General features: G+C 71.8%; 14 protein-coding genes and 1 pseudogene. 7 read left to right on the plus strand and 8 right to left on the minus strand.

Annotated elements, in window-relative coordinates; translation table 11 throughout:
- Window positions 1-37: 37 nt before the first annotated feature.
- Complete coding sequence (locus OHA19_RS16890) at window positions 38-1,993, plus strand: APC family permease (protein WP_405715731.1); 1,956 nt, start codon at window positions 38-40, stop codon at window positions 1,991-1,993.
- A gap of 33 nt (window positions 1,994-2,026) precedes the next feature.
- Here OHA19_RS16890 and OHA19_RS16895 read toward each other — a convergent pair whose 3' ends face one another.
- On the minus strand, window positions 2,027-2,425 hold the full coding sequence (locus OHA19_RS16895; RefSeq protein ID WP_405715729.1) for a winged helix-turn-helix transcriptional regulator: 399 nt from the start codon (window positions 2,423-2,425) through the stop codon (window positions 2,027-2,029).
- A gap of 141 nt (window positions 2,426-2,566) precedes the next feature.
- Between OHA19_RS16895 and OHA19_RS16900 the strand changes: the two genes are divergently transcribed.
- From OHA19_RS16900 to OHA19_RS16910, 3 genes are all read left to right on the plus strand, one after another.
- Window positions 2,567-3,427: an SDR family oxidoreductase gene (locus tag OHA19_RS16900; RefSeq protein WP_405715727.1), complete on the plus strand. Its 861-nt coding sequence runs from the start codon at window positions 2,567-2,569 to the stop codon at window positions 3,425-3,427.
- Between the two features lie 118 nt (window positions 3,428-3,545).
- Window positions 3,546-4,523 (plus strand): EamA family transporter RarD, encoded by a 978-nt coding sequence (gene rarD, locus OHA19_RS16905; RefSeq protein WP_405715725.1) that lies wholly within the window; start codon window positions 3,546-3,548, stop codon window positions 4,521-4,523.
- A gap of 70 nt (window positions 4,524-4,593) precedes the next feature.
- Window positions 4,594-6,153 (plus strand): FAD-dependent monooxygenase, encoded by a 1,560-nt coding sequence (locus OHA19_RS16910; protein ID WP_405750667.1) that lies wholly within the window; start codon window positions 4,594-4,596, stop codon window positions 6,151-6,153.
- 53 nt (window positions 6,154-6,206) lie between these two features.
- Here the strand turns inward: OHA19_RS16910 and OHA19_RS16915 are convergent, their stop codons facing one another.
- A complete protein-coding gene (locus tag OHA19_RS16915; RefSeq protein ID WP_405750669.1) occupies window positions 6,207-6,821 on the minus strand; it encodes a CGNR zinc finger domain-containing protein in 615 nt (204 codons plus the stop codon).
- A 22-nt stretch (window positions 6,822-6,843) separates the two neighbouring features.
- Between OHA19_RS16915 and OHA19_RS16920 the strand changes: the two genes are divergently transcribed.
- A complete protein-coding gene (locus OHA19_RS16920; protein ID WP_405750672.1) occupies window positions 6,844-7,293 on the plus strand; it encodes a VOC family protein in 450 nt (149 codons plus the stop codon).
- 59 nt (window positions 7,294-7,352) lie between these two features.
- Here the strand turns inward: OHA19_RS16920 and OHA19_RS16925 are convergent, their stop codons facing one another.
- Window positions 7,353-7,661 (minus strand): hypothetical protein, encoded by a 309-nt coding sequence (locus OHA19_RS16925; protein ID WP_405750675.1) that lies wholly within the window; start codon window positions 7,659-7,661, stop codon window positions 7,353-7,355.
- A 55-nt stretch (window positions 7,662-7,716) separates the two neighbouring features.
- On the opposite strand from OHA19_RS16925, the pseudogene OHA19_RS16930 reads away from it, so the two are divergent.
- Window positions 7,717-7,833 (plus strand): annotated as a pseudogene (locus OHA19_RS16930) (DUF397 domain-containing protein); the annotation flags it as partial.
- Window positions 7,834-7,973: 140 nt separating this feature from the next.
- Here the strand turns inward: OHA19_RS16930 and OHA19_RS16935 are convergent.
- The 3 genes from OHA19_RS16935 to OHA19_RS16945 all read right to left on the minus strand — a co-directional run bounded on the left by OHA19_RS16935 (window position 7,974) and on the right by OHA19_RS16945 (window position 10,048).
- Window positions 7,974-8,558, minus strand: coding sequence for an RICIN domain-containing protein (locus tag OHA19_RS16935; RefSeq protein WP_405715715.1), 585 nt, complete (start codon window positions 8,556-8,558; stop codon window positions 7,974-7,976).
- Between the two features lie 204 nt (window positions 8,559-8,762).
- On the minus strand, window positions 8,763-9,053 hold the full coding sequence (locus OHA19_RS16940; RefSeq protein WP_405715713.1) for a hypothetical protein: 291 nt from the start codon (window positions 9,051-9,053) through the stop codon (window positions 8,763-8,765).
- Window positions 9,054-9,139: 86 nt separating this feature from the next.
- Window positions 9,140-10,048 (minus strand): nitroreductase/quinone reductase family protein, encoded by a 909-nt coding sequence (locus OHA19_RS16945; protein WP_405715712.1) that lies wholly within the window; start codon window positions 10,046-10,048, stop codon window positions 9,140-9,142.
- 305 nt (window positions 10,049-10,353) lie between these two features.
- On the opposite strand from OHA19_RS16945, the gene OHA19_RS16950 reads away from it, so the two are divergent.
- Window positions 10,354-11,160, plus strand: a complete 807-nt coding sequence (locus OHA19_RS16950) for an HAD family hydrolase (RefSeq protein WP_405715710.1) — start codon at window positions 10,354-10,356, stop codon at window positions 11,158-11,160.
- Window positions 11,161-11,234: 74 nt separating this feature from the next.
- Here OHA19_RS16950 and OHA19_RS16955 read toward each other — a convergent pair whose 3' ends face one another.
- Together OHA19_RS16955 and OHA19_RS16960 are read right to left on the minus strand one after the other, a co-directional pair.
- Window positions 11,235-11,681, minus strand: a complete 447-nt coding sequence (locus tag OHA19_RS16955; RefSeq protein ID WP_405715708.1) for a hypothetical protein — start codon at window positions 11,679-11,681, stop codon at window positions 11,235-11,237.
- A 41-nt stretch (window positions 11,682-11,722) separates the two neighbouring features.
- Window positions 11,723-12,316, minus strand: a complete 594-nt coding sequence (locus OHA19_RS16960; protein WP_405715706.1) for a TetR/AcrR family transcriptional regulator — start codon at window positions 12,314-12,316, stop codon at window positions 11,723-11,725.
- Between the last annotated feature and the right edge of the window lie 90 nt (window positions 12,317-12,406).

The following is a 12,406-nucleotide window of genomic DNA, read 5'->3' on the forward strand; positions in this document are numbered from 1 at the left end:
ACCGGGCGTGCGGCCGGCCGCCGCGCACGATGTGGCCATGACCCTCGACCGTCCCGCGTACCGCGCCAAACGGCATCTGCTCGGCAAGCCGCTCACCACCGAGCGCATCAGTGAGGAGAAGCTGAACAACCGGACGGCGCTCGGGGTGCTCGCCTCCGACTGCATCAGCTCGTCCGCGTACGGCTCCGAGGAGATGCTCCGGGTCCTCGTGCCCGTCGTCGGGGCCGCCGCCTTCACCCTGCTGATGCCGGTGACCGGCGCGATCCTGCTGGTGCTGCTGCTTCTGACGCTCTGTTACAGCGATGTCGTCATGATCTACACCCGGGCGGGCGGGTCCTATGTCGTCGCGCGGGAGAACTTCGGGCCGAACGTCGCGCAGATCGCCGCCGTGGCGCTGCTCGTCGACTACATCGTCACCGTCGCCGTCCAGGTCTCGGCGGGCACCAACGCCCTGATCTCGCTCGCCCATCTGATCGGCGGCGACTTCACGGGCCTCGACCACCTCCAGATCCCGGTCTCCGTCGGCGTCATCGTGCTGCTCGCATACGGGAATCTGCGCGGGATCCGCGAGGCGGGCCGGACTTTCGCGCTGCCCGCCTATCTCTTCATGGCCGCCGTCGGTCTCGTCCTCCTCGTCGCCGCGGTGCGCGGGCTCACGGGCGAGCTGCCGCACGCCGACCTGCACGCCGCCGGAGTCGTACCGCTCGGCACCCCGGGCGAGGGCTGGCTCTACGGCGCCTCGCTCTTCATCGTGCTGCGCTCGTTCGCCAACGGCGGCTCGTCCCTCACCGGGCTCGAAGCGATCTCCAACGGCATCTCCGCGTTCCGCGAACCGCAGGGCCGCAACGCCCGCCGCACCCTGATCGCGATGAGCTGTGTGCTCGGCGTACTGGTTCTCGGCGTCTCCACGCTGGCGCACTTCACCCATGCCGTCCCCTACGCCGACGGCACCCCGACGGTCATCGCGCAGGAGGCCCATCTCGCCTTCGGCGGCGGGCCGCTCGGGACGGCCGGGCTGGTCTTCGTACAGCTGGCGACCGCGCTGGTCCTCTACACCGGCGCCAACACACCGTTCACCGGGTTCCCGTTCCTCGCCAGTTTCGTCGCCGAGGACCGGTTCCTGCCACGGCAGCTGACCCGGCGCGGACACCGGCTGGCGTTCTCCAACGGCATCATCGCGCTGACCGTCGTCTCGCTGGCGCTGCTGCTGGCCACCGGGGCCAGCGTGGACAGGCTGGTGGCGCTGTACGCGATCGGAGTGTTCACCGCCTTCACCATGGCCGGGGCCGGTCTCACCGCGTACCACCTGCGGCGCCGCGAGCCGTACCGCCGGGTGAAGATCGCCGTCAACGGGCTCGCCGCGGTCATCTCGGCCGCCGTCGTGCTGATCTTCGCGGTCACCAAGTTCACCGAGGGCGCCTGGCTGGTCGTGGTGGTCTTCCCGCTCGGGATGTGGGCGCTGACCCGGATCAACCGCGAGTACCGGCGTGAGGCCGCGGCGCTGCAGAGTCTCCAGCCGCCCGGGGCCGACCGGCCCCGGGACCTGCGCCATCTGGTCTTCGTCCTCGTCGAGACGCTGGATCTGGCGACGATCAAGGCGCTGCGGTACGCACACGAACTGCGCCCCGACGAGATCCGGGCCGTGCACTTCGCGATCGACGAGGCGCACGGCCGGCGGTTGGCCGCCCGGTGGGAGGCGACGGCGGCCACGTCCGTCGCCCTGGAGCTGGTGGAGTGCCCGGACCGTCGGCTGCGCCACGCGATGAAGGAGCTGGCCGTCCGCACCACAGAGGACGGCAGGACCTCGCTGACGGTGCTGGTGCCGCGGCGGATGTACACCAATGTGCTCGGGAAGCTGCTGCACCGGGGCACGGGCGAGCAGATGGCGAAGGCGCTGGGGCAGCTCCCGCACGTGGCGGTGACGATCCTGCCGTTCGACGTGTCGCGTGCGCTGCACGCGCTGGAGGAGGGACGCGCCCCTCAGCCGGACTGACCACGCGGGGCGTGCGCCTCGGCGGGACCGGTTCTACGTCTCGCGCTCCGCGTGCGCCTTGTGTTCGTCGTACATCTCGCGCGCCGCGTGCACCGCGTCCAGGCGCCGCTCCGTCCAGCGGGCCAGCGCCCACACCTGCTCGCCGGCCTCCCGGCCCAGGTCGGTGAGCGAGTAGTCGACCCGCGGCGGGATCACCGGCTTCGCGTCCCGGTGCACGAAGCCGTCGCGCTCCAGCGTCCGGAGGGTCTGGGCCAGCATCTTCTCGGTGACGCCGCCCACCTCGCGGCGCAGCTCGCTGAAGCGGTACGAGCGCTCCAGCAGGGCGGCCAGTACCAGTACGCCCCAGCGGCTGGTGACGTGTTCGAGCACCAGCCGGGAGGGGCACGTCTGCCGGTTCACATCGGGCCGCGCACCCCGTTCACTTACGTCCACACCAGTACCTTACTTCAAAGTAGGTACTTTCGATTGGTTAGTGCACCCCCTACAGTGAGCCGTACGAGCCCGGACAAGGGCAAACGGCAAGTGCCACAAGTGCGATCAGCGCCGCCAGTTCCGCCCAGGAGGAGAAACCCCATGAGCATCGTCGTCACCGGAGCCACCGGAGAGCTCGGCCGCCTCGTCATCGAGGAACTGCTGGCCACCGTGCCCGCGAGCGGGATCGCCGCCGTGGTGCGCGACGAGAAGAAGGCGGCACCCCTCGCCGCCCGCGGCATCGAGCTCCGCGTCGCGGACTACGACCGGCCGGAGTCCCTCAAGGACGCCTTCCGGGCCGGCGACCGGGTCCTGCTCATCTCCGGGAGCGAGGTCGGCAAGCGCGTACCGCAGCACACCGCGGTCATCGACGCGGCGAAGGCGGCGGGCGTCGCCCAGCTCGCGTACACCGGAGTACTGGGCGGCCCCGACGCCGACTTCCAGCTGGCCGCCGAGCACAAGGTCACCGAGCAGCTGATCCTCGACTCCGGGCTGCCCCACACCTTCCTGCGCAACGGCTGGTACACCGAGAACTACACGGCGAACCTCGCCCCGGTCCTGGAGTTCGGCGCCGTCGTCGCCAGCGCGGGCGACGGCCGGGTCGCCTCCGCCGCCCGGGCCGACTACGCCGCCGCGGCCGCCGCCGTGCTGACCGGCGAGGGCCACATCGGCGCGGTCTACGAGCTGAGCGGCGATGTCGCCTGGTCGTTCGCCGAGTACGCCGCCGCGGTCTCCGCCGCCACCGGCAAGGAGATCGAGTACAAGAACGTCCCGGCCGCCGCGCTCCAGGAGATCCTGGAGCACGCCGGGGTGCCCGAGGGCTTCGCGGCGATCCTCGTCGACGTGGACGAGGCGATCGGGCGCGGTCTGCTCGCCGCCACGAGCGGCGATCTGGCCCGGCTGATCGGCCGCCCGACGACGCCGCTCGCCGAGACGGTGGCCGCCGCGGTGGCCACGGCGTAACAGCACTCCCCCGCACCTCAGGGGCCTCATGTCATGACCGTATCGCGATACGGGTATGACATGAGGCCCTCCCCGGCGCTACCTTCGTGCAGTTGACACAGACATGCCTGGAGGGCCCGTGAAGGGGATCAACGAACAGCGGGCGGGACTTCTGTCCGGCATCGGCGCATACGGTCTGTGGGGGCTCGTCCCGCTCTTCTGGCCGCTGCTGAAGCCCGCAGGCGCGATCGAGATCCTCGCCCACCGCATGGCCTGGTCCCTCGCGTTCGTCGCCGTCGCGCTGCTGGCGCTGCGCCGCTGGTCCTGGATCGGCGAGCTGATCCGTCAGCCGAAGAAGCTCGGCCTGATCTCGGTGGCCGCGGCCACGATCACGGTCAACTGGGGCCTGTACATCTGGTCCGTGAACAACGGCCATGTCGTCGAGGCGTCGCTCGGCTACTTCATCAACCCGCTGGTCACCATCGCCATGGGCGTGCTGCTCCTCGGCGAACGGCTGCGCCCCGTGCAGTGGGTGGCGGTCGGCACCGGTTTCGCGGCGGTGCTCGTGCTCGCGATCGGCTACGGGCGTCCGCCGTGGATCTCACTGGTCCTGGCGTTCTCCTTCGCGACGTACGGGCTGATGAAGAAGAAGGTCAACATGGGCGGCCTGGAGTCGCTCACCGCCGAGACCGCCGTGGTGTTCGTGCCGGCGCTCGGCTACCTGCTGTGGCTGGGCGCCCGGGGCGAATCGACGTTCACCTCCGGGGGCATCGGCCACGCGGCACTGCTGGCCTCGGCGGGCCTCGTCACGGCCGTCCCGCTCGTCCTGTTCGGGGCGGCGGCGATACGGGTGCCGCTCTCGACCCTGGGCCTGCTGCAGTACCTGGCGCCGGTCTTCCAGTTCGCCCTCGGCATCCTCTACTTCCACGAGGCGATGCCGCCGGAGCGGTGGGCCGGATTCGCCCTGGTGTGGCTGGCGCTCACTCTGCTGACGTGGGACGCGTTCCGGGCGGCACGGCGGACGAGGACGCGGATGCACGAGGCGCGGCAGGCGGCGCAGCAGGCCTCCCACCCGAACACACCGGCCGACGGGCCCACCCCGCGCGCACAAATTTAGTTACCCAGTTGCTTTTTTGACTCGGTTGCGTTTTTCTGGGTGTCCACGGAACCGCGACCGAGGAGCCCGCATGCCCGCGACCACGCCCGCCACCACCACCCCCGTACTGATCGTCGGTTCGGGCCCGACCGGCCTGACCCTCGCCTGCGACCTGGCACGGCGCTCCGTCAGCGTGCGGGTCATCGAGAAGTCCGACGGGTTCCCGCGCAGCTCACGGGCGAAGGGCCCCAACCCCCGCTCCCTGGAGGTACTGGAGGACCTGGGCGTCGTCGACCGGGTCCTGGCCGCGGGATCGGGGCCGCTGCCGATGCGCAAGTACCGCGACGGGCTGCCGGTCGCCGACACCGATCCGTCCGAGGCCTCGCACCCGACGCCGGACGCCCCGTACGCCCACGGCCGGCTCATCGCCCAGTGGCGGCTGGAGCAGATCCTGCGGGACCGCCTGACGGAGTACGGCGTGCACGTGGAGCTCGGCTCCGAGGCGGTCGGCCTGTCGCAGGGGCCCGATGCGGTGACCGTCGCGCTCGCCGACGGCCGGAGCGTCCGGGCGCGCTACGTGGTGGGGTGCGACGGCGGCCACAGCCCGGTGCGCAAGATGCTCGGCGTCCCGTTCGAGGGGAAGACGACGGAGGAGCAGGCGATGGTCTGCGGGGACGTGGAGGTGGACGGCCTCGACCGCGGCTTCTGGCACCAGTGGTTCGACGAGGACGGCGCCGTGATGCTGTGCCCCATCCCTGGTACCCGCACGGGCTGGTGGTTCCAGGCGGGCCCGGAGCGGGACGGCACGGGAGCCCTCGTACCGCCCTCGCTCGAAAGCTTCCGGCGCCTGTTCGCCAAGCACACCCGGCTCCCGGCGGCCCGCCTCTCGCAGGCCGCCCTGCTGTCCACGTACCGGGTCAACGAGCGCATGGCCGACCGCTACCGGGTGGGCCGGGTGCTGCTGGCCGGGGACGCCGCGCATGTGCACTCCGTCGCGGGCGGGCTGGGCATGAACACCGGCATCCAGGACGCGTACAACCTGGGCTGGAAGCTCGCCCGGGTCGTCGAGGGCCGGTCGGACGCCCGCCTGCTGGACACCTACGAGGAGGAGCGGCTGCCCGTCGCCGCCTGGACTCTGGACATCACCGCCGATCGGCTGCGGGCGACCCTCGACGCGATCCGCCGGCCGGGCGGCGGCCTGGACTCGGCGGTCTCCGGGGACACGGCGGGCCTGGGCCTCGGCCACCCCTGGAGCTCCCTCTCCGCCCCCGGCTCCACCCCCCGGCTCCGGGCGGGCGACCGCGCCCCGGACGCCCCCTGCCGCGACGCCGCGACGGGCGCGCGGGTCCGCCTGTTCGAGGCGTTCGCGGGCCCGCACTTCACCCTCCTGGGCTTCGGCCCGGACACCGCGGAAGCCCTGCGGGCGACGGAAGCGGCGTACGGCGACACGGTGCGGGCGTACGGGGTGGACGCCGGAGCCCCCCGCGACCTGACCGACGACGCGGGCCACGCCCGCACGGCGTACGGCGTCGCCCCGGACGCCGCCCTCCTCGTCCTGGTCCGCCCCGACAACCACGTGGCCCTGATCGCCCCGGCCTCGCAGGGCACCGCGATCAGCGACTACCTCGACCGCCTGGCCGCAACGGCCTGACTGCGGGGCGCGCCGGCCCGAGCCGCAGCCGCCCTCCCGGTCCCTGCGGGGCTTCATGCCTCCGTCGGAGCCTGCCGGGCCCGGTGCGCCCGCACCTTGTGGAGGTTTCCGCAGCGCTCCATCGAGCACCAGCGCCGCCTGCCCGGCCGCGAGGTGTCGACGAAGAGCAGCTTGCAGTTGTCGGAGCCGCATTCACGGACGCGGTTGGCGCAGGGACCGGTGAAGAGCTCCACCGCGTCACGGGCGACCGTCGAGAGCAGGGCGGCTCCGGTGGCGCCCGGGGCCACGGCCAGGGCCCCGCTGCCGGGGTCGATGCGGGGGACGAGCGGCGGCTCGGCCGCCACCGCGTTCACCACGGCGAGATCCGACCGGGCGAGAGGGCGCCCGTGCGCCCGGTCGGCGGTCAGATTCCACAGCGCTCCACGCAACTCGTGTGCCCGCACCAGCTCTTCCGCGCTCACCGACAGCGACAGACCGTCCGGCAGCCGGCTCTCCCCCGCCCAGCGCACCAGGTCCTCGGGGGCGTGCAGCACCTCGTACGCCGCGTACCGCGCGTACCCGCCGGTGGGCAGCAGTTCCAGGCACAGGGCCCCGGGATCGAAGCGGAAGGTGCGGCCCCCCGGTGTGTGAAGTACCAGCCCCGGCGCGTCCGTTGACGACTCGCTCATGTAACCACTATAAACGGTTTCCATGACTCTGGACTGGAAAGTCGTCATCGACTCGGCCGACCCGCACGCCCAGGCCGCCTTCTGGGGCGAGGCCCTCGGCTACCTCGTGGAGGACCACAGCGTCCTGATCGAGCGGCTGCTCGGCTTCGGCGCGGTGCCCGAGGACGTCACCCTCATCGCGCACGACCGCCGCGCCTGGCGCGACCTCGCGGGGGTCCGACACCCCGACGACCCGTACGACAAGGACAGCGGAGCGGGCCTCGGGCGACGACTCCTGTTCCAGCGCGTCCCGGAGGCCAAGACGGTGAAGAACCGGCTCCACCTGGACGTGCACGCGGGCCCGGAGCGCCGCGTGGCCGAGGTGGAGCGCCTGGTCGGGCTGGGCGCGAGGGTGCTGCGCGAAGTGGCGGAACAGGGCGGCACCTGGACCACGCTCGCGGACCCCGAGGGCAATGAGTTCTGCGTGCAGTGACACCAACCGGCTTACGGGCGCGTGGCGTTGGCGTCCCGCAGGCGACGTCCGCCGCGGCATCACTCCGACCCCGGCACGGCGGCCCGGATTCCTTCCTCGTCCGTACCGGACAGGGGCCGACAGGGCGGTCGCGGTTCGGTTGCCCGTACGGGCCGCACGGACAGCGTGTACGCGCAGTCAGCGACCGGGACGACGAGGAGAAGCGGGGCGCCGCTCCTGATGTGTGCGTGGGCGGCGCGCCGGCTCTCGCGGTCCTCGTACCAGGCGCGGAGTTCCGCAGGGCGGTCGAGGGCGGGGGCAGCGGCCGGCAGGAGCATGAACGGCCGTACCCACGACGACCGTTGCGGATCGGGATCGAGCCGGTCCACGATCCACGACGCCTGCCCGCCGAGCCACCGCAGCGCGAGGACGGGCGAAATGGGCGGCGTGGTCCCCGTCCGCGACTCCAAGAACCCGAGCGGCCCGGTGCTGAACACTTCCGCCGCCTCGTTCGCCTCGTTCGTGGCGGGCGCCAAAGCCGGAGAGTTCGGCGCCGTCTGACCACCGGGCTCCGCGCGCGCCGGTCCCGTCATGACGAAAGCCCCGCAACGCCCCCGAATCGGGGGCATGGCGGGGCTTCTTCGGTCACGCTGTCGTGGCACCCGGCTGCCGGCGCCCGGCGCCACGGGCGGGAACGAACCCTAGTCGAGACCCGGGACGCGCACCGAGTCCCACAGCTGGGCGACCGACCCGTCCCTCGGGGCCAGGACGACCGGCGGGAACCCGCCCTCCTCGTTCAGGGTGATGACCCTGTCGCTGTTGGGGACTCCGATGGTCCACTTGCCGCCGCCGGCCGGCTGGATCGCCCACTGGCCGGGCTCCTGCACAGCCGAGACGAAGACGTCGTCGCCCCGCTCGACGAGGGCGTAGTCACCGGGGCGCCCCGGTTCGGCGGGCCGCCCCTGTCCGGCGGTGATCGCGTACAGGCCGTTCCCGACCGGCTTCACCACCCACCGCTCGACGGAGTAGCCCGAGAGGTTCCGCACGGGGACGTCGATCGGCGGGTAGATCAGCGGGACGGGGCCGATACCGAGGCCCGTCCCCGCGGGGGAACCCGCGTTGTGGATCACGTACCTGCTCGACTCGGGGATCTCCGCCCCCGTGATCGGAGCGACGGCAGAGCTCGCGTGCAGGGGCTTCGCCGCCGAGGGGGTGGCGGCGTGGGCGGGGGCGGCGACGGCGATACTCAGGACGGCGAGCGCGGCGGCAGCCAAGATCATTTTCATGGTTGGGGAACGATCCCTGCGGGCTCGGGTCACGACCGGAACAGGATCCGCGAAACGCTTCCATTCGGGCGGCCGTACCGCTCACCCGGATGGGCGGTGCGCGTGGTCCCTCCGTTCGGCCCCACCACGACCTGCGGATACGGCGAAAGCCCCGGCGGCCGCGAGGGCCGCCGGGGCTCGGGAAGGGAAGAGTGCCGAGCAGGATCAGCGGACGAAGACGCTCGCGCCGAACTCCGACACCTGCCGGGACCCCGGTGGGACGACCGCGATGACCGAGCCGGAGCAGCTCGCGTCCTCGAAGATCAGCACCAGGTCATCGGTTCTGTTGTCGACGCCGAGCGGCCAGCGGTCGGAGTCGAAGCACCCGGAGGGGTTGCTGTGGACCTTCCCGTTGATGATCAGGTCTCCGGTGGCGGCGCCGGCCGACTGGGTGACCGATACGGAGAGCATTGCCGCAGCGGCGAGGGTGCCGAACGCGGTGAGGGCGCGACGCATGAGGGTTCTCCTGGCTGTCACGAGGGCGCCCGGTGCACCCTCTCGCCAATGATTACCATGCGTAGTCAATGATTGCGCAGCGTGACTCACGCCGGAGGTGCGGGAGGCCACGGGACACCGGCCAGCAGGGGCAGGATCTGCTCCTCCTCGTAGTCCAGATGCGCGTTCAGCTCCGTGGACATCCTGTCCAGTTCGGCACGGAAGCGCTCGGGGTCGGCGGTCGCGATGTCCGCCAGCAGGGCCACCAGCTCGCTCTGGAGGCGGGCGACCGTGCGGTGTTCGTCGGCGAGCCGGGCGAAGGTGTCCGTCAGGTGCGGGTGGTGGCGGGCGATGCCGGGGAACAGGTGCTCGTCCTCGCTGACGTGGTGGAACTCCAGCGACTGGCAGAACGCCAGGCAGCGCTGCCTGATCTGGAGCCCGAGCCCCGGAGCCGGTGGCGCACCGGGGACCCGGTGCGCGGCCCGTGCGGCGAAGTGGGCGTCCACCTCCGACTTCACGTGGCGCAACTGGCCCCGCAGCCAGGTGTGGATCTCCATCACCTTGCCGGCGAGGGTGTTGATCTCGCGGGACGGCTCCCAGCCGTCGGGCTCGGCCCGCTCCAGCACCACGACCGGGAGGGGCCGGGTCGTCCGGTCCTGGTAGTCGCCGTATCCGGGCGCGGCCTGCACGGCGTGCGCGAACAGTTGCTCGCGCCGCGCCCCCTCCGCGGGGACCGCGAGCGCCTGGAACGTACGGGTACCGAGCTCCACCTGGACCACGGGGTGGGCAAGCAGGTTGTGGTACCAGTCGGGGTGGTGCGGGGCGCCGAGGTTGGAGCCGACGACCAGCAACGCGTCGCCGTGGCGGACGTAGCCGAGGGGCGTGGTGGTCTGCTTCCCCGACCTCGCGCCGGTGGTGGTCAGCAGGAGCAGGTCCCCGCCCTCGAAGGGGCCGCCGACCTTACCTGCGTTGGCCCGGAACTCCTCGATGACGGACTGGTTGAAAGATGTGGGCATACGTTCTGTGTCTCCATGGGAACGAGTGATCGCGATGCGCGGCCCATGACGGTGCACGGCGCCGGAGCATGCGGGACGGCAGACCGCGACGAGCGGACATCGCTACGTCGGATACAGGTGCGTCAGATACAGGGCGCGGAGTGTGAACTCATGACGGGCCCCTCGGTGAAGGGTGTTCGCCCGAGCACCGGCCGGCCCACTGCTCTTTGGCCGGCGTCACGCGACACCGGGTTCATTACACGCACCCCGGCGGGGACCTGTCAACGCATGCCCGCCCGCGCTCCGGGTGCTCCTAGTCTTGTGCCATGCCCACCCCACCCGCATACGCCCTCGTCGCCACCGACCTGGACGGCACCCTGCTGCGCGGCGACGACACCGTGAGTCCCCGCACCCGCGCCGCGCTCGCCCTGGCCGCCCGCGCCGGGGCCCGGCATCTCGTGGTCACCGGGCGGCCCGTGCCCGGGATACGCGGGCTGCTCGACGCACTGGGCTATCGGGGGCCGGCGGTGTGCGGGCAGGGGACCCAGTTGTACGACGCCGGGTCAGGGCGGCTGGTGCGGGCGCTCACCCTGGACCGGGAGGCGGCCGGCACCGCGCTCGGCAAGATCGAGGCACAGGTGGGGCCGGTCTTCGCGGCCGTGGACCAGGACGGGGCCGAGGGGCGGACCCTGATCGAGCCGGGGTACCTGATGCCCCACCCCACGCTCCCCGCCCAACGGACCCGGCACCGGCACGAGTTGTGGTCCGCGCCCGTGGTGAAGGTGCTCATCCGGCACCCGGAGCTCGCGGACGGCGCGCTGGCCGAGGCGGCCCGCAATGCCGTCGGCGATCTGGCCGGCGTCACGCACTCCGGCCCCGGCACGGTCGAGCTCCAGCCGTTCGGCGTCGACAAGGGGACCGGGCTCGCGCTGGCCGCCGAGTACCTCGGAGTGGCCGCGGACTCCGCGATCGCCTTCGGGGACATGCCCAACGACCTGCCGATGTTCCACGCCGCCGGGTACGGCGTGGCCATGGCCAACGCCCATCCGGAGGTACGGGCGGCGGCGGACGAGGTGACGTCGTCGAACGAGGACGACGGGGTCGCGGACGTGCTGGAGCGGGTGTTCGGCTGAGTTACGCGCACCGGTCGAGTTGTGCGGCCGAGCTTCGCGCACCGGCCGAGCCGCGCGTACCGGCCCACAGGAGGTCAGAGCGACATCAGGCAGTAGAGCCGGTGCGGTTCGGGGTGGGTCCGCGCCCGCTCGGCCAGGTCCGCCAGCCCCATGAGGAAGCCGGCCAGCTCGTCGGGCGGGACAACACCGCCGAACTCCTCGATGCGCGACCAGGTTTCGGCCACCGCACCGAACCCGCCGGGTCTCTCGGCCGCGAGCGCGTCGCGCAGCTCGTCGGTGAGCGTGACCAGCCAGCGGGACTCGTCCTCGGGGGAGCTGAGCAGCCGGTTGAAGCGCGGGAGCGAGGAGACCTCGTCGTACGGCGTGCCGGTGAGCAGGCCCTCGGCCTGGCCCAACTGCACGTAAGGGTCGATCCCCTTGACCGGCAGCACCGGATGGCCGGCCTCCTCGACGCCCTGGTCGAAGGCCGCCAGGGCCGTCGGGTCGTCCGGTGCGCTGAAGTAGTCGTACAGATTTCCCATACGCCGCATGCTCGCACGCCGGTCCGACAGCCACCCCGCCCTCACGGCTCCGGCGGCACCCCGATCGCCCGCAGCACCTGCGTGACCAGGGCCGCGATCTCCTTCTCGTCGTGAATCGGCTTGCGCAGGACGTGCCGGTAGTACATCGGGCCGTACAGCATCTCAACGGCCAGTGGAAGGTTCGCGTCCGGTGGGATCTGCCCCTGCTCCTGGGCCCGGCGCAGGCGGGCGACCGCCTCGTCGAAGCGGGGGTCGACCAGCTTCGCCCGGACGGTCCGCGCGAGTTCGTCGTCGTGGTGCATCTCGGAGAGGATCCCTGCGTACGCGGGGCCGAAGGGCGGCGTGTTGATGAGCTTCACCGCGCCCGTCAGGTTGGTCCGCAGATCGGCGGCGATGTCACCGGTGTCGGCGAACGGCGTCGTGCCGACCAGCGCGTCCGCGAACGCCTCCAGGATCACCGCGCTCTTCGACGGCCACCAGCGGTAGATCGTCTTCTTGCTGACACCCGCTCTGGCCGCGATGGCCTCGACGGTGACGCGGCCGTACCCCTTCTCCGTGCACAGTGCGAGAGCGGCCTCCAGGGTCGCTCTCCGTGATCTCTCGCTGCGGCGCAGTGAACTCGGCGATGTGATCATTCGGTGAGCATAAGCGTGTTCGAACCGACCCTTGTTGACAGCCTGTCGCCAGAGGTCGAACAATACCCAGGCGGAAACGGAACGTGCCGT

Source organism: Streptomyces sp. NBC_00012 (assembly GCF_045040875.1).
Classification (GTDB): Bacteria; Actinomycetota; Actinomycetes; order Streptomycetales; family Streptomycetaceae; genus Streptomyces.